At 66.5% G+C, this 22,698-nt stretch carries 8 protein-coding genes; all 8 read right to left on the bottom strand.

The genetic code is table 11. From position 1 onward, the window contains the following. Positions 1-5: 5 nt before the first annotated feature. The 8 genes from fabD to DX914_RS05105 all read right to left on the bottom strand — a co-directional run bounded on the left by fabD (position 6) and on the right by DX914_RS05105 (position 22,677). Positions 6-1,217: an ACP S-malonyltransferase gene (fabD, locus tag DX914_RS05140; protein ID WP_115857957.1), complete on the bottom strand. Its 1,212-nt coding sequence runs from the start codon at positions 1,215-1,217 to the stop codon at positions 6-8. A gap of 42 nt (positions 1,218-1,259) precedes the next feature. Then, a complete protein-coding gene (locus DX914_RS05135) occupies positions 1,260-2,498 on the bottom strand; it encodes a beta-ketoacyl synthase N-terminal-like domain-containing protein (RefSeq protein WP_115857956.1) in 1,239 nt (412 codons plus the stop codon). A gap of 49 nt (positions 2,499-2,547) precedes the next feature. Beyond that, complete coding sequence (locus DX914_RS05130; protein WP_115857955.1) at positions 2,548-2,787, bottom strand: acyl carrier protein; 240 nt, start codon at positions 2,785-2,787, stop codon at positions 2,548-2,550. 72 nt (positions 2,788-2,859) lie between these two features. Continuing rightward, complete coding sequence (locus DX914_RS05125; protein WP_115857954.1) at positions 2,860-3,612, bottom strand: polyketide synthase; 753 nt, start codon at positions 3,610-3,612, stop codon at positions 2,860-2,862. Continuing rightward, positions 3,609-4,403 carry an enoyl-CoA hydratase/isomerase gene (locus tag DX914_RS05120; protein WP_115857953.1) on the bottom strand — a complete coding sequence of 265 codons (795 nt, stop codon included), beginning with the start codon at positions 4,401-4,403 and terminating at the stop codon, positions 3,609-3,611. Before DX914_RS05120 ends, DX914_RS05125 begins: the two co-directional genes overlap by 4 nt. After that, complete coding sequence (locus DX914_RS05115; RefSeq protein WP_115857952.1) at positions 4,403-5,662, bottom strand: hydroxymethylglutaryl-CoA synthase family protein; 1,260 nt, start codon at positions 5,660-5,662, stop codon at positions 4,403-4,405. Before DX914_RS05115 ends, DX914_RS05120 begins: the two co-directional genes overlap by 1 nt. 60 nt (positions 5,663-5,722) lie before the next feature. Continuing rightward, positions 5,723-9,802, bottom strand: coding sequence for an SDR family NAD(P)-dependent oxidoreductase (locus DX914_RS05110; RefSeq protein WP_115857951.1), 4,080 nt, complete (start codon positions 9,800-9,802; stop codon positions 5,723-5,725). Beyond that, positions 9,799-22,677 carry an SDR family NAD(P)-dependent oxidoreductase gene (locus tag DX914_RS05105; protein WP_115857950.1) on the bottom strand — a complete coding sequence of 4,293 codons (12,879 nt, stop codon included), beginning with the start codon at positions 22,675-22,677 and terminating at the stop codon, positions 9,799-9,801. Before DX914_RS05105 ends, DX914_RS05110 begins: the two co-directional genes overlap by 4 nt. Between the last annotated feature and the right edge of the window lie 21 nt (positions 22,678-22,698).

Genomic DNA, 22,698 nt, shown 5'->3' with positions numbered 1-22,698 from the left:
AGCGGTTAGGCGGCCGAAGTTTGGTCGAGCGAAAGCTCGTCGAGGTCGAAGTAGCCGTTGTAGCCCTCCATGTAGACCGCCGCGCGATGGCCGAACAGCACCACGGCCGGGGTGCGCGTGATCAGCGCCCCGTGCGCGGCTACCGTCGACTTCACACCGGTGCCGACGGGGTGGCGACTGTTCCACGCGGCGACCTTCTGCTCCGCGAGCGCGAAGCGATCGTCGCGCTGGCCGCTATTCGATTCGGTCTGTGCGCTGCCGGTCGCAGCGATGGCGCTCGGTGCCGCCGAAACGACAGCCGCCGGGTTCGGAGTTTCCGATTTCTTCTCCACCGGTGCCGGGGGCGGCGCCTGCTCCGCGGCAGATTTCGCGGCGATCTGCTTGATCTTCAGGATCATCTTCGCGAGCACGTCGCCGTGGCCGATCTCGACGAACTCCATCGCATCCGACAGCGACATGAGATGGTGGATCGTGTCGCTCCACAGCACCGTGCTGGAGATCTGCTTCGACAGGTACTCGACCACGGCCGCGTCCGGGTACGGCTGCGCCGTCAGGTTCGCGATCACCGGAATCTTCGGCTTCGAGAACTTGCGCTTCTTTAGAAAGGCCTCGAACTTCCGCTTTGCAGGGAGCATCAGACGCGAATGGAACGCGCCGCTGGTATTGAGCGGAACGTACATCACCCGGTCGAACTGGAAGATGTCCTGGCAAGCGGCGATGTCGGCGGTGGGGCCGGAGATGACGATCTGCAGCGGCGTGTTGTAGTTGGCGATATCGACGTTTGCCAGGCCTTTTTCCCTGAGCAAAGCTTCGATCTGGTCGCGGGAGGCGTTGACGATGGCGGCCATCGCACCCTGATCGGCTTCGCTCATCAACTCGCCACGCTTCTTGACCAGCTTCAGTCCGGTCTCGAAGTCGAAGCACTCGGCCGCAAGCAGCGCGTTGAACTCGCCCAGGCTGTGGCCGGCGAGGTAATCGGGGATCTCGCCCGTGTCCTGGATCCGCTTGTAATAGGACAGCGCGTTGACCACATACAACGCCGGCTGGGTGAACTGGGTCTTGCCCAGTTCGCGTCGGGGATCCTCCAGACACAGTTCCTTGATGGAGTATCCGAGCACCTCATCGGCCTTCGCGGTCAGCTCCGGAAACGCATCGAACAGGTCCCCGCCCATGCCGCGCGCCTGCGATCCCTGCCCGGGAAACATGTAGGTCTTCATCGAATCCTCCTTGAACGAACGTACGTAAGAATGTGTGGTCGATCAGCTGCGCTGCAGGCAGATCGCCGTGTTGATGCCGCCGAAGCCCATGCTCATGTTGAGCGCGCGCTCGACGACGTGATCGATGGCGGTCGCCCCCACCCAGCGGAACCCCGCATCGATGGGGCTGTCCAGATTGCGCGACGGATGCAGGCGCCCCGCCTGCATCTGCAGCATCACGGCGATCAGTTCGACCATGCCGGCCGCGCTAAGCCCATGCCCCACCAGCGATTTGGTCGAATTGAGGTGGGCGCGATCCAGGCCACAGGCGCGCAGCGCGGCCAGCTCGGTCTCGTCGCCGACCACCGATGCGGTGCCGTGCGGATTGACATAGTCGATCGCATCCGCGGAGAGCCCTGCCCTCGCCAATGCGCCACGAATCACGGCGGTTTCGCCTTCGAGCGAGGGATTGGGGTTGCGGTTGGCGTCCCAGGCCATCGCCCAGCCCTTGAGTTCGGCATAAGGCGTGCGCGTCGCGTCGGCGGCGCGGCGCACGACGATCGCTCCGCAGGCTTCGCCGAAGATGAAGCCATCGCGGTCGCGGTCGAACGGCCTGCAGGCCAACTCGGGCTGGTGGGCGTAGCGGTCCGATCCCATCGCGCCCAGGGAACGGAACGCCTGGCATTCGAAGTACGAAAGATCCATCAGTGCGCCCAGCGCTATGCAGACATCGACCTGGCCGGAACGCACGGCTTCGATCGCCTGTATCGCTGCCAGCTGCCCGCTTGCGGACGCGCCACCGACGGTGATGGCCAGGCCGCGGATGCCGAAGGTTTCGCTGCACACGCCGCACAGATCGGTGTCCATGAACGTCATCGCGTGGGTCGGACGCAGGAACTCGGGCTGGTGCTGATACTTGGCCTGAGTGAGCGCCAGTTCGCGCTGCTGGAAGTTCGACCCGCCGACGATCAGGCCGATCCGGCGTGGATCGACATCATCGAGCTCGGCGTCATCCCATGCTTCTTGCAGGGTCGCGAGCGCTACCTGAGCGGACCAGGACAAGTTGCGCAGCTTCGCAGCGGCGACGGCATCTGGCATGCGCAGATCGGCGATCTCCGCGCCGATGAATGCCGGGGCGACGTCACCGTCCGAGGCCGGCTTTTGCCGTCCGGGGCGCCGCATCGCCGCGAACCGGTGCTCGCCGGCCAGCAGCGCATCGGCGAACGCGCGACGGCCTTGACCGATCGACGCGGTAACGCCGATTCCGGAGACGACGATGGGAGCGGATTCAGCGGCGTGCATGTTCAGAGCGGTCCATCCTGGAAGCGTTTCGCGTTCACTTAGCGCAGGTTCAGAGCTTGGCGTGCAGCAGGGTTGCCAGTTCGCCCATGTTCTCGGCCCTGGCGAAATCGATCATCGGCGCTTTCAGCGACAGCGATTCCAGCGCCAGCATCACGACTTCGGAGCGGTCGATCGAGTTGGCGCCAAGTTCGCGCAGGGAATCCGTGAACTGGAATGCATAGTCGTCCAGCCCAGGCACGACCTCCCGGGTATGGCCGACGATGATGGCGAAAACGTCTTCAAGGTTCATAGCGATCTCGGTTGTGGGTAAGCATTGATTCGGGGAGTCGATAGCTTCGTATGCGATAACGGCCTTGTGCGCTCATGCGCCGAACAGCGTGGCGATCTTTGCCCTCACCTCGGGTTGGGCAAAAGTCACGGCATGCATTTCGACCTCCTGCGCGATGGTGGCCGGCAGCGCCTGCCGCAGCGGCGCGCTCAGATGGTCCTTGAACGCGACCAGCGAAACGCGAGGCTTCTCGGCCAGCGTCTGCGCCAGCTCCAGCGCATGCGTCAGGACCCGGTCGCGCGGCACCACCGGAAACGGAATTCCGCGCTGCTGTAGTTCCTCACCCCGGTAGTTGTTCGCCGAAAGCATCATTTCCGTAGCAAGGGCCAAGCCCAGCTTTTGCGGAAGGATGAAAGTCGCGCCCATGCCCGGAGTGAAGCCGTAACGCATGAAGTTGGTGGTGTAGATGTTCTCTCTCCCCAGCACCACCAGGTCGGCGAACATGCCCAGCACGAATCCGCCGCCGATGCCGTGCCCCTGCATCGCGGAGATCACCGGCACCGGGCAATGCAACGGCAAGCCGTAGATCGCCCTGTCGGTGAACGCGCCACGGCCCTCCGACAGATTCATCAGTTGCTCCTGGGTGCCGCCGCTGGCGAAGTAGTTGTCGTAGCCGGTCAGCACCACGACCTTGCAGTCCGGCAGGCGTTCGACCTGCGCGAACGCGCCCATCAGCCCCTCGGTGAGCGCCTCGGAAAAGGTGTTCTTGCTCGTACGGTCCTGCATCCTGATCTGAACGACCTGCGGGGCGACGAACTGCAGGTCGACGACTTTCTCGGCGCTCACGCGGCTCCCTCCCACGGAAACTGGCCGGTCTTGACGTAGCGCGATATCCTTTGCAGGTTCTCGACATCGGAGAACACGTCGCGATTCGCGGCCAGCGCCAGTGGCTCGGCCGTGCCGATGGAAGTTTCGATTGCGCTCATGTAGCGCTTGTAGCGCGCAACGCTGGTCTTGTTGAGCCTGCGCAGACGCAGCAGATGCTTGCGCAGCAGGTTGTCGCTGTTGTCCTCGTAGGCGTCGACCAGCCCCCACTCCCGCGCCACCTGTACCGCAACCGGCTGAGTCGACAAGGTCATGGCGTTGGCCCTCGCGAAGCCGATCCTCCGCACCAGGAACGGCAGCACGCAGGCCGGCATCAGTCCGAACAGCAGCTCGGAGAGACTGAACACCGCCGCCGAGTCGGCGAGCACGATGTCGCAGGCCGCGACGAAGCCGATGCCGCCGGCATTGGCCTTGCCGCGGACATGGGCGATGGACACGTATGGCCCGGTCGCCAGGCGCCGCCAGACGTCGTACAGCGGTCCTGGGTTCTGCTGCGGCACGCCGCCGCCGTCGAAACTGGCCTGCAGCTCGGCGAAATCCGCGCCGAAGCAGAAGACTTCAGGCAAGCCCTCGACCACGACGATCTTCGCGCGCGTCTCGCACGCATCCAGGGCCCACCCGAACTCGGCGATCAGGCGGTCGTTGATCGCGTTGTTCGCATCGGGCCTGTGGATCTGCAGATACGCGATGTCGTCGTCGAAACGCATGCGCAACGCGGTGAGTTCGGCGTGGTCCAGAGGGCGGCCGTCCATCAGCCCACCCACTCGTATTCGCGGTGGAACTCCTTGATCTCCTTCAGGAACAGCACCGGCTTGTCCATCGCACTGCGGGCGCGGGAGATGAAGCCGGCATCGAGCACGACGTTGCGGGTGCCGAACCGCACGGCGTTGCTGCCGACCAGCAGACGGTCGTACTCTTCCATCGTCAGTTCGATGCGCCGGTCGAGATGGGCCTGGATGCCCATTGCGCGCAAGCGCTGCTGGCCTTCCTTGCGGACCACGCCGCTGAAGAACTCGGAGCAGCAGCCGGAGCCGTAGGAGAAGGCGCCGATGCGCTTGGGCGTTTCGAAATCGCCGTGGTCGATGGTGCTGGCGATCGCAAGCGCCGTGGTCGCGCCCATGATGTTGGCCACGCGCTGGCAGTGGATCATGCCCGGGGTGACGCGGCGCTGGAAGTCGTCCTCGATCTCCTGCGGCTTGGCCCGTGCCATCTTGCGCATCATGTTGCGGTGCGCGCCCTTGATCATGCCGCCGAACGGGCAGTGATAGGCCAGGTAAGTGAAGGTGTCGGCGAAGTCCGCGTCCGGGACGCGCTTCTTGTACTCCAGGAAGGCGTTCTCGCAGCAGTCCAGATAGGACAGCAGGGACAGGTCCGAATCGCCGGCGTCGCCGTCGACCGTGGGCCGGCAGGTGTCCATGACCTCGTAGCCGTAATAACCGTTGGCGCCGACGTCGACCTGGAAGATGTGCGGCTGGTCGCTGATCAGCATGGCCACCGCGCCGGAACCGTTGCTGGGCTCGGCGAACGACCAGTCGGCGGTCAGCGCGTCGCCGCCCTCCTCGACCATGAAGCGTGAGATGTCGGTAGCGAGCACCAGCGCCTTGGCGCCCGGCGAAGCCTGCGACAGCACGAAGTTCACTGCCATCTGGATGCCGGCGGCGCCGGAATAGCAGGCGTTCTTGATCTCGAACAGGCGGCAGTTGCGGTTCAGCCCTAGCAGCGAGTGGCAGTACGTGCTCATCGATTTGCCGAAATCGAACGCCGATTCGGTACAGGTGATCACCATCTCGATGCGGTCCCGTTCCTCGGGACTCAACGCATCGACGATGGGCTTGGCGGCGTTGACCGCGAAGGTGATCGGGTCTTCGTACGGCAGCGCAACCGTCTTCTCCTTCATCAGCAGGTTCTCGAACCGGGTGGTGTCGAGTCCGCGATGCTCGGCCAGCTTCCTGACGTCCAGGAAGGCCGTGCCGGCGAACACGTTCATTGCTTCAATACCCACTGCTTTCATGCTGTCCCTCTCCAAGAACCGAATGTTGTTCCGTGCCGTCGCGTCCGATGCCGGCCGCGGTTACGAGCGCAGGATCCGCCAGTCCAGCTTCGCGCCCGTGACCCAAAGTTCCGCGATCTTCCCGAGCTCGCCGGTTTCGACCAGCCGGCGCATGAATTCCTGACCTGCCTGGGTGTCGCCGATATCGAGCTTGTCGCCCGTTCCCGCCTTGCTGGATCCGCGGTAGACCTTGCGATGGTAGAAATCGTCCTTTTCCTCCAGGAACCCCCGCAGCAGCTCGTCGAACTCGTCGATCGAACGGGCGACGAAGGCCACCCGCTCCTGCATGCCGGTCCGGCCGGTCTGCAGGGTCTGGGCGATGCGCCGCAGCGTGGCCGTACTTCGGTCGGTCCTGGCCAGGAATTCGGGATAGGCCTGCAGGGTCGCGTGCAGGATTTCCGCGTTGCGTGCCGAGAACACCAGCAACTGCTCCTGGTCGGCATCGTCCGATTCCTGGCCGGACCTGGGGTCGACGTACTCCTCGATGATTACGTGGGCGTTCACCCCGCCGAAGCCGAAGCTGCTGACCCCGCCTATGCGCGTCTGTCCGGCCGCAACCTCCCAGTCGACCGCTTGCTGCGCGACCTTGTACGGGGTGCGCTTGAGGTCGATCAACGGGCTGATCGCGTCGCAGTGCAGGCTCTTGGCGATCTTCTTGTGGCGGATCTGCAGGATCAGCTTGATCATGCCGGCGACGCCCGCGCCGTACTCCAGGTGGCCGATGTTGGACTTGATGCTGCCGAGGTAACAGGGCGCGGCGACCTGCTTTTCGGCGGCGGCATCGGCGTCCAGGAGCTCCCTGGCTACGGTCTTCAATCCGCTGATCTCGACCGGATCGCCGAGCTCGGTGCCGGTGCCATGGCATTCGATGTAACCGACACGCTGGAAGTCGATCCCGGCGTCCTCGATCGCCCGCTTGATCACCGCGGCCTGCGCGTTGGGATTCGGCGCGGTGAGCGACGTCGTTCGCCCGCCGTGATTCTCGGCCGCGCCCTTGATCACGGCGTAGATGTCGTCGCCGTCGCGCTGGGCCGATCTGAGCGACTTGAGCATCAGCATGCCGACGCCTTCGCCGCGCACATAACCGTTCGCCTTGTCGGAGAAGGTCTTGCAGCGGCCGTCCTCGCACAACATGCCCGACTTGGTGAAGCTGATATACACATCCGGCGACAGCAGTGCGTTCACGCCACCGACGATGGCCACCTCGCAGTGCCCTGCCCGGATGGCTTCGATGGCGCGGTGCACCGCCACCAGCGAACTGCTGCAGGCGGTGTCGATGGGATTGCTGGGGCCGTGCCAGTCCATGTGGTAGCTGATCCGGTTCGGCCCCACCGAAGACAAAGTGCCCGTCACCGAATAGGCTTCGATCGGAAGGTGGCTCATCATGGTGGTGTAGCTGCTAGGCCCGCAGCCCACATAGATGCCGGTGTTGGTGCCCTTGAGGCTGTCGCCGCCGTAGCCCGCGTCTTCGATGCATTCCCAGACCGATTGCATCATCAGCCGTTGTTCCGGGCTCATGTACATCGCTTCCGCGGGCGAGATGCCGAAGAACAGCGGGTCGAACTCCTTGATCCCGGGAATGAAGGAACCCCAGCGGCTGACGCCTGCGTAGTCGCGCCAATCCCACCGGTCCGGCGGGATCTCGCTGATCATGTCGCGGGCCTCGTCCAGCATCCGCCAGAACTCATCGGGAGTGTTCGCGCCGGCGATGCGGCAGCTCATGCCGACCACGGCGACGTCTTCCTCGCGATAGCTGGACCGGTTCCGGTAGGCCTCGCGGAACCGGCGTGCGAACTGCGACACGGCAGCACCAGCCGAAACCGTATCCGTCGCCGGCCGCGTCGGGAGCTGCGTCGGAACGCTCGCCGCGGGAGCTGCGGCCACCGCGCCGTTCCTCGCGAACTTCCTGCTCATCTCCGCCGCATGGTTATCGGCGAGGAACTGGCTGAAGCGCAGCAAGTTCGAAGCCTCGAACATCGCCGTGGGCATCAGATTCAGGTCGTAGACGTTGTTCAGATGCGAGACGAAGCTCGAGATCAGAATCGAATCGAAGCCGAAATTGGTCCAATCTTCGGTCTCGCTGATCTGGTTGGGTTTCATCTTCAGGTGTTGCGCGGTTTGCAGGCGCATCTCCTGCAGGATCTCGCGCTGCAGCTTGTCGAGTTCGACCGAGGGCGGCTGCGGCCGCGCATCCACCGCTACGGCCTTCGGAGGCGCGAACAAGGCTGCCTGAGCGCTCTTCTGGCCGTAGAGCGGGAGCAAATTGGCGTGTGGCGAGGCGATGGCCAGACGCAGCGCCTTCAAGCCCTCCGCACTCGGCAGCGGCTTGATCGCATAGGCGCGGGCGAGGGTCTCGCGGCTGGCGTCGTCGATCCGCATCGCGCCTTCTTCCCAGAGCGGCCAATTGATGCCGATCGAGCGGCCGCGCGCCTGCTGCGCACGAACGCGAGCCGAACGCGCCTCGATATAGGTGTCCATATATCCGTTGGCGGCCGCGTAGTCGAACTGCCCGGCGTTGCCGAGCGCACCGGCCACAGACGAGAAGGCGATGAACAGTTCGAGCGGGCAGCCGGCCGTGGCGCGATCCAGGTTCTCGATGCCCTGCACCTTCGGCGCGAACACCCGGTCGATGGCCTCGGCGGTCTTGTGGATCACCAGGGCATCGTCGATGAGCCCGGCGGCATGTACCACGACGTCGATTCCGGGATACTCGGCGACGATCTTTTCGATCTCATCGATCTGTGCGATATCGCAGCAGCGATGAACCACGTTCGCGCCCGATGCCCGCAGCGCTTCGATGCGTGCGGTTTCCGCTTCGTCCGGCGTGCGCCGGCCCAGCAAGATCAGGGTACTGCCCGTCGTGCGCTCGGCGATGTCCTGCGCGACCAGCAATCCCAGCGCACCCAGTCCGCCGCTGATCAGCGCGGTGGTACCGTCGCGCCATGCGAATTCGCCGGCGATATCGGCATCGGCATCCTCGTACGACAGCGCCAGGTAGGCGTCTCCAGACCTGAGGCGGACGTCGATCTGCGAATGCTCGATCGAAACCGTCTTTAACGCGGCCCAGAGCCCGCGCGTAGCGCGGTCGGGCTCGGTGAGGTGCAGTTCGAGCGCGGAGCGGGTGTGTTTGGCGCTTGCGAGCGATTGCGCCGCCGCCAGAACCGCCTTGGTCGTGGCGGCGTAGTCGTCGCGCGCTTCCACCACCTGCACCGCCAGGTCGTCGGCAGGTGGCGGCGGCACCTGCTTCCACACCGGCCGATAGAAGCTCAAACGGTCCTGCTTGGCGTGCAGATCGATCTCGCGGGTCTGGAACCCTTCGATGATCACCCGGACCTTGCCGTGCTCATCGGCGGCGACATAGTGCATGCCGTCCGGGCGCTGACGGATATGGACGATCATCGTGTCCGTCAGCGCGCCGACGACCAGGGTATTGATTACCGCGAACGGAACGACGTTCGCCTCGGGATTGTCGACCAGCCCGAGGCCGCTCTGGATGATGCTGTCGAGCGCGCCGGCGTCCATCATCATGCCGCGAGCGGAGGAGCCCGGCAGGCGGATCGTGGCCAAGCCTTCGCCCTTGCCGTCGAGCAAAATCTCCTCGACGCCGCGGTGGGACGGGCCCAGTTCGACGCCGCGCTTCCTGAAGGTCTGGTAGAACGCCGCTTTCGACGGACCGGGGCGCGTGATCTCTGCGCGCAACCGGGCGATATCCAGCACGGGCGCATAGCCCTTGGCGACCAGGCACTCGGACGTCTTCTGCACCGACACGCGGGTCTGGAAATGAACGCCCTGCTCGGTGCTCACTTCGACGCCGAACTGCCCCGCACTGCCCGGATACACGCGCACCGTGACCGTTCGCTTGCCGGTCACCGTCAATGCATTGACGAATACGCTGTCGCTCAGCACGAGCATGGCGTCATCGCCAGGGGGCGCCGACGCCGCGACCGCGGCACGGGCGATCTCGAGATACGCCATGCCCGGCAGGATCTTCTGCCCCTGAATGACGTGGTCGGCAAGGAACGGTTCCGAGCCATGGAACACCGAGCGGAATTCGCCGATGGGATAGTCGTTGTTTGCGCTCATCGGTGCAGAGGCGTTCATGAGTTCACCGCCATCGAAAGTCGCGCGGGTTCGTTAGTGGCGATGCTCGAGGGTGCCGGGGCTAGGGCGCGCACGTAGAAATTGGTGATCTTCACGAGCGTATCGCCGCTTTCGCTGAGGATATGCAGGTTGAACACCAGGACGCCCGCGCTTGAGCCCGAGCCGTCCCCCGACTTCTCCACCAGCACGACGCAGCGAGGCGTGAGGCTGCCGATGATCTCGATCTCGTCGATCGCGAACGGCAGATGCGGCACCCCGCCCTCGGCGGCGGCCAGCAGCGCCACCACCGTCTGCAAGGCGCCGTCGATCAGGCAGGGGTGGAGCACGTACTGATCGAAATCCCCGGCCAACGAGGGTTCCAGCACCAGCTTGGCCAACGCGCAGCCATGTCCTATCGCGACTTCGTCGATCACCCGGAAGGTCCGGCCATAGTCGAAGCCGAGGCGCTTGAAGAACTCGTAGTAGCGTTCTCCGCTGTGGCTTTCGCCACAGCGCTGATGCCATTCGTGCAGGGACTCACGCGACGGATTTCCCAAGCCGCTGTTATCGTCGAAGAGCGCGCGTCCTTCGCAGAGCAGGACGCTTTCGTGATCGTCGTCGACCGTGGTCACGGCGAATTCGACGCTGTCTCCGGTCGCGTTGCTCAACCCGATCTTGACGTCTTGCTGCGGCCGGCTCAGCGATAGCGGTTGCACCCAATAGATGTCCTTGAGCCGGCGTACTCGCCGTTTCCCAGCGACGGTCGCCGCGATGCAGGCCATTTCGATGAAGCCCGAACCAGGGAACACCGCTTGGCCCTGGACCCTGTGGTCTCGAGCGTAGTACTGGTCCTCAGCGAGCGCGGCATCGAAGTACACCCGCTCCAAGGTCGAGGCGTTATGCGAGATGAGCGGATGCAGGCGCGGCGGCGCGCTTGCCGGTGCCGCCTCCATCCCCGCGAAGTCGACCGCCCAATGCCGGTTGCGTGCGAACGGATAGACCGGCGCTCCGGCGACGGGCCACAGCGGCGCGTGGTGCTGGCCCGATGCGGCGTGCAGCAGCGTCCAGTCGACCTTGCCGCCTCGGGTCCAGAATTCGGCCAAGCCGGCCAGATCGGCTTGCGCGCACAACGTCTGCATGCGTTCGCGCTGCGCACGCGCCGAAGAGCCGCCCTCGGTCTGGTTCCCGGGCCCGCCCTGCCAAAGTTTCGCTGCGCCGTGGAGGTTCGGATCGCCGTCGAGCCAGCGCTGCAGGGTCTGCCTGAGCTGCGGCGCGCTATCCGCGGCCAGGGCCAGCCGTTGCGGCATCGCTTCGCGGCCGATTTGTGCGGTGCGGCACAGCGCCGCGAGATCGCAATCGGGATTGAGCGCGAGGAAATCGACATAACGATAGGCGTATTCGCGCAGACGTTCGGCGTTCATGGCCGACAGTACGAACAACGCGCCGCCTGCGCCGGCGGCGGATGCGTCGGCTGGCGCGGACGCCGCCGATTCAGGCGCCAGATACTCCTCCAGCACCGCGCACGCGTTGACGCCGCCGGCACCGAACGCGTTGATCAGGGCGCGGCGCGGGACACCGGCCGGGGCATCCCAATCGCTCAGGGTCGTCTGCAGAACGCAGGGCGAGCGTGCGAAATCGATGTCCGGATTCACGACATCGGCATGGATGCTGGGCGCGATCTGCCGGTGCTTGAACTGCATCAGGATCTTGGCGATGCCGGCGATGCTGGTCGCGGACTCGGCGTGACCGATGTTGGCCTTCAGCGATGCCAGGGCGCAGAACCCGGTGTCCGACGTCTGTTGCGCGAAGGCCTGGCTGATGGCGGCGACTTCCAGGCTGTCGCCCATGCGCGTGCCGGTGCCGTGGCCTTCGATGAAGCCGATGCTGCGCGCCGGCACGCCGGCCTGGGCCAGCGCCTGCGATATCACATTCGCCTGCGCGTTCGGGTTGGGCGTGGCGTAGCCGCTGGAGCGGCCGCTGTGGTCGTAGGCGCTGCCCCGGATCACGCCGTAGATCCGGTCGCCGTCGCGTTCGGCCAGGCGCAGCGGTTTGAGCACCAGGGCGCCCACGCCCTCGCCCGGGATGAAGCCGTCGTCGCCCGCGCCGTAGCTGCGGCAGGCGTCGCCGACCGCAAGCATCCGGCGGTGGCAGAACGACTGGTACTTGGCCGGATGCAGGTACAGATTGACGCCGCCGGCCAGCGCCAATTGGCACTCGCTGCGCCGCAGGCTTTCGCAGGCCTGGTGCACGGCGACCAGCGACGACGAACAGGCGGTGTCGACGGGCACGCTCGGGCCCTGCAGGTCCAGGGTGTAGGACACCCGGTTGGCGATCGACCAGGGCATCGCGCTGGGCGTGACCATGCGGCCGCGCTGCCAGGCCTCGGTGGCCAGCAGCTGATAGGAGTTGGTCGTCACGCCCACGAACACGCCGACATCGGCGCTCTTGCCCTTCGGGTAGCGCTGCTTCAGGCGTTCGCGCGTATAGCCGGCATCCTCGATCGCGGACCAGGCGGACTGCAGGAAGCGACGTTCCTGCGGATCGATGATGTCCGCTTCGGCTTCGGCGATGTTGAAGAAGGCGGCGTCGAACTTGTCGAAGTCCTGCAGGAAGCCGCCGCGCTTGCAGTAGATCTTGCCGTGCTCGGATTGTGCCGGATCGGGGTCGTAGAACGACGCGGCATCCCAGCGGCTCGCGGGCACCGCCTCGATGAGATCCGTTCCGGCGCGTAGGTGCGCCCACAGCGCGTCCATATCGTCGGCCTGCGGAAACGACGCATGCACGCCGATGATGGCGATGGGCTCGGCCTGCGCCTGCGTATCCGCCGTGGGCGCTGCAACCACTGGCGGCTGCGATCGTACAACCGCTTCTGGCGCGGTTCCGGCTGCGGGTTCGGCAGCGCTGATGCCCTCTTGCAGCATGCCCTCGCCCACGAACTTCGCGTTCAGCGCAGGCGCCGCGTGCCCGACGAGATAGGCCGCCAGCTCAGCGACGGTCTCGTACTCGTACATCAGCGTCTTCGGCAGGTCGCCGAGGTCCTGCTCCAGGGCCGCGTTAAGGCGGCCGATCATGATCGAATCGAAGCCGAACGCCTCGAAACGCTCCTCGATATCGATCCGGTCGGCCGGAATCCGGGTTTCGGCATGCACCAGCTCGCACAGATACGCGCGTGTCCGCGCCAACAAGGCGTCGGGATCGATCGCCGCTCCGCCGGTCTGCGCGGTTTCCACGGCGATACTGGACGGGTCGCAGTAGGCGGCGATCTTCGAGGGGTAGCCGTACAGCGCCAGCGCCCGCGGGAGCCCGGAGCACAGCAACGTGTTCCAGTACTCGAAGCCGATTCCATCCGGCAAAGCGCACAAGCCGGTCCGTTCCTCGGTGCGCCGCAGATCGGCCTCGGACAGACGCATGCCACCGTTCTGCCAGTAAGGCCAAGCGATCGACAGGGTTCGGCCATAACGCGCGCCGCGCGCCCGCTCTGCCTTGCGATGATCGGCGAACGCGTCCATGAAGGCGTTGGCGTAGGCGTAGTCGGTCTGACCGACGTTGCCGAAGCTGCCGGCGCCCGACGAGAACAGCACGAACAGGTCCAGCGGTTCGTCGGCGGTGAAACGGTCCAGGTGCAGCGTTCCCTGCACCTTCGGCGCCAGCACTGCGCGGAACTGCTCGCGGCTCTTGCGGATGAGCAGCGCATCGTCGCTGAGACCGGCGCTGTGCAGCACGCCATTCAGCGCGCCAAAGCGCGCCTTGACGTCCGCGATCAGCGTGCGCGCGCGGTCCGCATCGGCGATGTCCGTCTGCAGATACGCCGCTTCGGCGCCGAGCGCACGCAGTTGCTCCAGGGCCGCCTCGACCCGCGCGTCCGGGGCCGAGCGGCCGCTGAGCGCCAGCCTGGCGCCGTAGTGTTCGGCGAGGTGACGCGCGAACAGCATGCCCAGGCCGCCAAGCCCGCCGGTGATGAGATAGGTTCCACCGTGCTTGAGCGGCATCGGTCCCGGCGGCGTGCGTTCGGGCGACTGTGGCGCCAGCACGCGCAATGAGCGCTGCACCGCGGCGGCGCCGCGCATCCGGTAGCGGACCTCGATCTCGCGCTGCGGAGCGGCCTGCAGTTCGCCGATGAGCGCTGTGACGGTGTCGATGACCGTGGTCGCGGGATCGGCGTCGTCGTGCTGGATCGACAGCACGCGGCCGTTGTAGCGGTTGTTCTCCAGCGCAAACGATCGGTAGAAGGCCGCCAGCGCTTCGCAAGGCGCCGTGTTCGCCTCGGCGCCGGCATGGAAGAACGACACGAACGCGCACGGCGCCTGCTGCGCGCCGGCGCCGGCCAAAGCCCTGCAGAATCCGAACAACGCGTCGATACCCGCGTTCAGGGCGCGCTCGATGGCTTCGTCCCCCGTCCGCTCGGCCTGCTCGCCGGCCTGTGCCGACAGATGCGCGGCGTTTGCGTTGTGGATCACCCGGGTCGGCGTGCGGCCCTGATGCCTGAGCGTCTCCAGCAGCGACTCGAAGTGCTGCGGCTGTGCGGGGTCCACGCAGTAGCGATCGTCGGCGTCCTGCCGGTAGCTATCGCCCAGGCGGACGAGCAGGATGGTCTTCAATGGCGAGGCCGTATGCAGCCGCGCCCTGATCTGCTCGAACAGTCGGTCGTCGGTGTCGATGATCAGCAGCGCGTCGTCGGGCCGGAAGCCCGTATGCGGCGCGGGCAGCGCGGCATCGCGCCAGACCGGCGCATAGCAGGTCGTCCGCCTCTCTTCGCCGCGCTCCGCAGTAGGGGTCGGCGCAGATCCGGAGGGCGTCGCGGAAGACGCAAGGCGCGGGGCCGGAGCCGGCTCAGGCCAGTAGCGCTCCTTGGCGAAGGGATAGCCCGGCAGACCATGGAGCCGCTGCGGTGCGCGGCCCGCGTAGAACGACGGCCATTCGATCTTCGCGCCCTGGGTCCAAAGCGCGGCGAGCGCGGCGGATTGACGCAAGCCGTCGCGCAGCAGCAGTTCCGCGGCATCTTCGCTTGGAATCACGGCATCCTGCGCACGCGACGCGGTGCCGCGGTAGCGGGTTGCACCATCGGAGGACGATACGAACTCGCGCAGGCGCGTCCGCAGTTCGGCAAGGGAGTCCACCGCCCACGCGCAGCGCTCGCGCATCGGATCGCGACCGATCTGCAAGGTGTACGCAAGATCGCGCAGGGCGGATTCCGGCTCGCCCTGATCGGGCCTGTCCGCCGCGTCCTTGTCTAGGAACGCGAGCAGATCCCGAGCCATGGCCATGAGCTGGTCCGCGGTGCGCGCGGACAGCGGAACGATGCAGGTCGGCGACGCATCCATCGGCGCGCTCGTACCCTGCGAACGCAGCGAAGGTATGTACTCTTCGATCACCAGATGGGCGTTGGTGCCGCTGAAGCCGAAAGCGCTGACCGCTGCCCGACGCTTGCGGCCGGCCACCGAAGGCCAGTCGCGGCGCATCCGGCTGACATGGAATGGCGAGGCGGCGAAATCGAACAGCGCGTTTTCCTGCTTGAGATTGACGTTCGGGGCCAGAGCCTGGTTGCGCAGGCTCAGCAGCACCTTGTGCACGCCCGCAACGCCGGCCGCGCCCGAGGTATGGCCTAGATTGGTCTTGACCGCGCCCAGCGCGCAGGCGTTCTTGCCGCCGCCGTGCTCCTTGAACACGGTCGATAGCGCTTCCAGTTCGATCGGATCGCCGAGCTTGGTGCCGGTGCCGTGGGTTTCCACATAGTCGATCGACGAGGCGTCAATCGCGTAGCGGCGGTAGACGTCGCGCAGCAGCTCGATCTGACTGTTGACGCTGGGCGCGGTAATGCCGTTGGTCTTTCCGTCCTGGTTGATGCCGGATCCGACGATTACGCCGTGGATGTTGTCGCCATCGCGCTCGGCGTCGGACAGGCGTTTGAGCACGACCGTACCCACGCCCTCGCCCGGCACGAAGCCGTCCGCGCCATTGTCGAAGGTCTTGCACTGGCCATCGTGGGCCAGCATGCCCGCGCGGCACATGCCCAGATAGGATTCGGGGATCAGGTACAGGCTCACGCCGCCGGCCAGGCCCAGGTCGATTTCGTGGTTCAGCAGGGCCTGGCAAGCCAGGTGGATCGCCACCAGCGAGGACGAGCACGCGGTGTCGATGGGGATCGCCGGCCCCTTCAGATTCAGGTGATAGGCGATTCGCGCCGCGCCGATCGCGAAACTATTGCTGGTCGTCTCGATGGTCTGGGGGTTGCTCTTGGCCAGCAGGAACGAGTAGTCGCTGCTCATGATGCCCATGTAGACGCCGCACTTGCGGTCGCTCAGGGCGGCGCTGGAATAGCCGGCGTCCTGGAAAGCGCGATAGCTTTCTTGCATGAACAGGCGATGCTGGGGGTCCATGACCTCGGCCTCGGCCGGCGAGATCTGGAAGAACATCGGATCGAAATGCTCGGCGCCATCGAGCATGCCCAGCCATTTGCAGTACACCTTGCCCGGCTTACCGGGGGTCGGGTCGTAATATGCATTCACGTCCCAGCGTTCCGGGGGGATTTCGCGGATCGAGTTGCGGCCCTCGGCGAGGTTGCGCCAGAGCTGGTCGAGATCGTCGGCGCCCGGATAGCGTCCCGACATGCCGACGATGGCGATCTTGTCGTCGTTGCGATGCGCTCCGACCGCGGGCCGGACCTGGGACGATGGCCGCAAGGCAGGCAAACGGCGCTCCAGGACGATGGCGTCGCTCGCGGGCGTTCGCAGCGCCGCACGCGGCGCGGGCGACGCGATCGCTGCGACCGGCGAAATGGCGACCGGCGCTGTGGCCCCGCGTTGCGCGTCTGGCGTCGTCGTGGGAGCCGCTTCTGTCCGCGCGACTGCCTCAAGCAAGGCAGCGGGCACGGCCGGCTGCGGACGCGACGCGAGCTCGCCCTGAAGGAAGCGGGCCAGCGCCTGGACGTTCGAGTAGTCGTAGACCCGGGTCGCGGAGATCTCCAGCCCATAGGCCTTGTTGATCATCTTCACCCATTCCACGCCGACGATGGAGTCCAAGCCCAGGTCGACGAAGGATCGCTCGTCGTCGATGGCGGCCTCGTCGAGGTACAGCGCCTGCGCGAGGCTGGTGCGCAGAGACCGCTTGAGCGCCTCCAGGCCGGTGCCGACGACCGCCTGCGCGACGGGCGTGGGCTGAGGCGCGAATGGGGCTTGCGCAGCGGGCGCGGACGCATCGGATGCGGCCATCGACTGCGCCACGCTCGCCGGGCGCGCGACGGCCGGCACGGCCGCCGTGGATACCACGGGTAACTGGCTTTCGACGAACGCGCCCAGGGCCGTGAGGTTGCTGTAGTCGTAGACGCGGGTCGCGCCGATCTCCAGACCCAAAGCCTTGTTGATGTTCTTGACCCACTCCACGCCGACGATCGAGTCCAGCCCCAGATCGATGAAGGGACGGTCTTCGTCGATACTGGCCTCGTCGAGGTATAGCGCCTGCGCCAACGAGGTCTTGAGGAAGCCGCGGACGTTGTTCACGGATGCCGAGGCGATGTCCGGCGGTGCGTCGATCGACGACGCGGCCTCTGGCGGAACGGACGTCCGCTCCTTAGCCGCCGTGACAGGAATCGCCGCAACGGATGCCGTCTCCAGCAGCGCCGGCAGGCGCGATGCATGCGGCTTCGGCAGCAGGCCGCCGACGATCGCCGGCACCGTGGCCGGCTCGGGCAGTGCGATGGCGCCAGGTTTCTGGGGCACAGGAGCGACGACGAATGCAGCCAACGCGATGTCGACGATCTCGGCAGGCGGCATCGTATCGGCAGCGATCCCCGCTTCCGCCTGCGTCGGCAGCAGGCGGCCCCTGCCCTGCGCGTGCACGTACTCTTCCTCGCCTTCGCCGCTGAAGATATCGAAGTCGATGCCGTCGTGCTCGATCGATGGGTACAGCGCGATATGCAGCGCAGTCGCACCGTCAACCATGAAGGGCGACGCGAAGCGCACGTCGCCTAGTTCCACCGTGGCGGCGGTCGGCGACGCGCGCTTGGCGCAAGCGATCGCCACGCGCGCCATGTCCAGCAGCACCGACTGCGGCAGCTGCGCGCCGGCGCCTTCGGATCGGCCGGCCATGAACGCCTCGTCCGTCCGGAACAGCGAGGAATAGCGGAGCTGATCGATATCGGAGGTGTTCTGGTGCAACAGCGGATGCAGGGCGTTGGCGGCGGACCCGCTCGATGTGGCGGAACCGGAAGCGGCGCCTGGGCCGGTGATGTGGGAAAACATCCCCTTGATCGGGTCGATCCAGTACTTGTCTTTCGCGAACGGATAGGTCGGCAGGTGCATCCGCGGCGGGGTCTGCCTGCCGTGGAACTTGCGCCAGTCCAGATCGAAGCCCTTGGCCCACAGTTCGGCCAGCTTGGCGAGCTTGCGCTGCGCGATCCATTTGTCGAGCGCTTCTTCGTAATCGGGATCGGCGGCGAACAAGCCCAGCATCTCGCGGTGCGCCTTGAGATTGCCGCGATAAGCGCCGTCGACAGCGGCGTCGATCGTTCCGGCATCGATGAATGCGAGCAGCAGCTGCTGCAGCCGGGCCGCGGAGTCGACGACGAACGCCAGCCGCTCTTCCATCGGCTCGCGCCCGACCTGCAAGGTGTACGCCAGCGCCGCGTGGTCGATCCGGCGCCCCTGCTCCGCGGCTTCCCGCAGGAACTCCAGCAGATTCTGCGCCTGCCGGAACAGCTGTTCGGGCGTGCGCGCGGACAACGGCACGATGATCGGCGCGCCGGGCAGCGTCGCCTCAGCGGCATGGCCCTGCGCCACGCTGGCGGGCTCTTCGATGATGAAGTGCGCATTCGCGCCGCCGGCACCGAACGACGACAAGCCGGCGATGCGCGGCATGCGCCGGCCACCGACCACGGGCGCCTCCCAGTCGCGCAGAACCTGGTTGACCTCGAACGGGGTGGCCGCGAAGTCGATGTTGGGATTGAGTCGCTGCGAATGCAGCGACGGCGCGATCTGACGGTGGCGCATCTGCAGGACGACCTTGCTCAGCCCGGCGATGCCCGCCGCCGATTCGCAGTGGCCGATGTTCGACTTGGCCGAACCGATCAGGCAGAAGCCGGTATCTGCCGTGTGCTCGCCGAACGCCTTACCTAAGGCCGCGATCTCGATCGGATCGCCGAGCTTGGTGCCGGTACCGTGGGCCTCGATGTAGCTGACGTGGCGCGCATCGACGCCCGCATCCTTCAATGCGGCCGAGATCGCCGCGGCCTGCGCCTGCGGATTGGGCACCGTGTAGCCATTGGTCTTGCCGCCGTGGTTCAGCGCGCTGCCGCGGATCACCGCGTGGATGGCATCGCCGTCGCGCTCGGCGTCGGACAGGCGCTTGAGCACCACCACACCCACGCCCTCGCCCGGAATATAGCCGTCGCCGCCTTCGCCGAAACTCTGGCAATGGCCGTCGCTGGAAATGAACTGCCCCGCGCTCAGCATGCTGTACTTGTCGGGATGCAGGCTGAGATTGACGCCGCCGGCCAGGGCCATGTCGGTGCGGCCCAGCTTCAGGTCCTGGCAGGCCAGGTGGATCGCGGTCAGCGACGAGGAGCACATGGTGTCGAGCGTCATGCTCGGCCCGTGCAGGTTGAGCGCGTACGACACCCGGTTGGCGATGCTGGCCAGGCTGCCCGAGCGGTTGTATTCGCCGTACATTACCCCGGCGTAGACGCCCACCTGGCCGGGCAGCGCATCGGCGTGCGGCATGCGCAGGCTCTTGCGCGAATAGCCCGCGTCCTCGATCGCCATCCACGCGTGCTGCAGGAACAGGCGCTCCTGCGGATCGATGTACGGCGCCTCGCGCGGCGAGACGTTGAAGAACTGCGCGTCGAACTCGTCCGCGCCCTGGATGAAGCCGCCCCACCTGCTGTAGTGCCCAGGCTGGTCGCGGTCGCTGGTGTAGTAGTCCCGCCAGCGCCAGCGCGACTCGGGAACCTCGACCACGCAGTCCTTGCCGTCGCGCAGGTTGCGCCAGTAATCCTGCAGGGTTTCGGCCTCGGGATAGCGACCGCTGATGCCGACGATGGCGATCGGCTCGGAGGTGCCGCGCGCGGAAGCAGCGCGGCGCACCAAGCCCTGGGCCTTACCGCGCAGTGGCGGCTGTGCGTCCGCACGGGCCGTGGCAGGCACAGGCTGCGCAACCGGGCTGGTCTGCCCCGGTTCCTCGACGGCCGGCGCCAGCAACGCCTGCAGCGGAGCACGGTAGACCTGCGCGAGATGTTCGCTGAGCGCAGCGACCGTCTGGTATTCGAAGAACAGCGTCTTCGGCAAGGGGCCGAGATGCTTCTCGAGCTGGGCGGTGAGGCTCATCGCCAGGATCGAATTGATGCCGTAGCTTTCCAGCGCCTCGTCGATATCGATCTGGGCGGGGGCGATCTTCAACAGCGGCGCGAACTCCCTGCGCAGGAATTCGCGGACCCGCGACCGCAGATCGCTGCCGCCCGCAACGGTGCCGACATCGGCAATGACTGAAGCGCCGGCAGCGGAATGCACGCTATCGACAATTGCCGGCTCGCGCATAGGCAGGCGGGTGGGCGCACGACTCGGCGCAGCGGCCGGCGCCTCGAACAGGCGGTGCAGGCGGCGGCCATCGCCTTCGACCGTCAATACCCGCGCGTATGCCGACGCCAGCGCCCGGCGGAACACGGCGATACCCGACGCAGTGCGCATCGGCAGCATGCCCGTCTGCGTCTGCAGCCAGCGCACACCGTCCGCATCCGGACGCATGCCGCCCTCGGCCCACAGCGGCCAATCGATCGCCAGCGTCTTACCCGAACGCTGTCCTTGTGCGACCCGGTCCTTGCGGAAGTCCGCGAACGCATCGAGAAAGCCGTTGGCGGCAGCGTAATCGGCTTGGCCTACATTGCCGAAGGCCGAGACGCCGGAAGAGAACAGCGCGAAGAAGTCGAGATCCGCATCGGCGGTGGCGTCGTCCAGATGCCAGGTGCCGCGTACCTTGGGCGCCAGAACGGCAGCCACGTCGCCGACGGCTTTCTTCAGGATCAGCTCGTCGCTGCGCGCGCCGGCACAGTGCAACACACCGCGCAGCGCACCGATATTCCCGATGGATTCGATCACGCGCCGGCACTGCGCGGCGTCGTCCAGGTCGAGCTGGCGATAGTGCAGCCGGTTGCCATAGCCGTAGGCGTCCAGGCGCGAGGCGATGTCGGCATCCGGCGCCGAACGGCCGGTCAGCACGACTTGGGCCTGCTGGGCATGCTCGAGGATGTCGCGGGCGAACACGCCGCCCAGGCCGCCGAGGCCGCCGGTGATCAGGTAGACGCCGTCTTCCCGATAGGGCGAGTCGCCTAGGTCATGCGGTGCATCGGACGCGCCCGTAGCCACCTGCGGCAGCAGCGTCCAGTCGAGTGTGCGCCAGCCTTCCGCGGTCGACAGCAGCGCTGAGTATTGCGGCTGGGCCGCGGCTGCCGCTAGATCGGTGGCGAGCGCGTCCGGGGTCGCCCCGGCCCGCACGATGACGAGCTGCGCGGCCAGCGCGGGATGCTCTAGCGCCGCCGTTCTGAGCATGCCGGTCAGGCCGGCCGACAGCCGCCCTTCCGCCGTATCGGCGATCACGCACTGCAGCAGCGTCGTTTCGCCACCGGTCTGCTTCAGCGTGTCCTGCAGAAGTGCGAACACCTGCAAGGCCATGGCCTCATAGCGCAGCGCCGGGTGCGCGCCGACGGCCGGGGACAGCGACTCGACCACGCTGCCAGGACGCAGGGCCGACAGGGCGACGGGATCGACGTTGGAATAGTCGCAGAGCAGCACACGCACATGCGCGAAATCCGCCGCCCCGGTATCGACAGGTTCGTCGACGCGCCGCGGCTCGCTCCATCGCGGCACCGCGACCAGCGTTTCGACGGCGGAAGGTTCGCCCGGCGCGCCGGTGCCGGCAGCGTCGAAGCGGCGTGCGCAGAACCCGCGGATCTGCACGCAGAGGTTGCCGTCCGCGTCGCAGAGATCCAGATCGAGGGTGATCTGCGTCGCATCGTCGGACGAGGTATCGGCACGGCGCACGAACGCATGCAGCCGCTGCGTGCAGCCGCCGAGGATGCACAGCGATTCCATCGCGAACGGCAGCATCGCGTCGGCCGGAGGCGCATCGCGTTCGCCCAGTCCGATCGCGGCCTGCAGCGCGCTGTCGATCAACGACGGATGCAGGACGTAGGCGGCGTTTTCCCCGCCGGCGAGCGCTTCGGGCAGCACCAGATCGGCCAGGGCCTGCCCGTCGCCGCTGTGCAGGGCGACGATGCCGCGGTGCGCCGGACCGTATTCGATGCCGATTTGCGCGTACTGCCGGTACACCGCGTCGGCGTCCCAGCGCTCCCGGCCCATCGCGTCGCGCAGTGCGGCCAGGTCCAACGGCGTTACGGTGTGGTCGAAGCCGTACTGGCCGGGATCATGGAAACGCACGCGGCCGGACGCGTGCTCGGTGCGGTGTCCGGCCCCGCCTTCGCTGAGCACGCTGAACTCGAGCGCATCGCCGTTCGCATCGAGCTCGATCAGGATCTCGCGTTCGCCTTCGACCGCGAACGGCGACAGCCACAGCACGTTCTCGAACGCGATCAGCGACGTGTTCGCCAGTTCGGGCACCGCATCGGCGACGGCCGCGCGGGCCATCTCCAGGTAGGCGACGCCCGGCAACACGCCCACGGCGGTGCCGGACGGCATCCTGACCCGATGATCGCGCAGGAAGAACTCGTCACCGGTCAGCCGCGTGCGATAGCGCTGCCGGGTCAGGGTGGAGACATTGAGATGCAGCAACGGATGCAGGCGCTCAGGCGCCGCTCGGCGGCCGGAGAACTGCCGTATCAGCTCCAGCGCATTGGCCTTGCCCAGGCGTCTGCTCTTCAGCTCCGAAACGATGTACTCGACGAAATCCACCATGCCATCCGTTCTCGTATTTCC

The organism is Lysobacter silvisoli, from assembly GCF_003382365.1.
GTDB lineage: Bacteria > Pseudomonadota > Gammaproteobacteria > Xanthomonadales > Xanthomonadaceae > Lysobacter > Lysobacter silvisoli.
The sequence above is the reverse complement of the archived record's forward strand: the minus strand, read 5'-3'. Positions and strand labels throughout refer to the sequence as shown.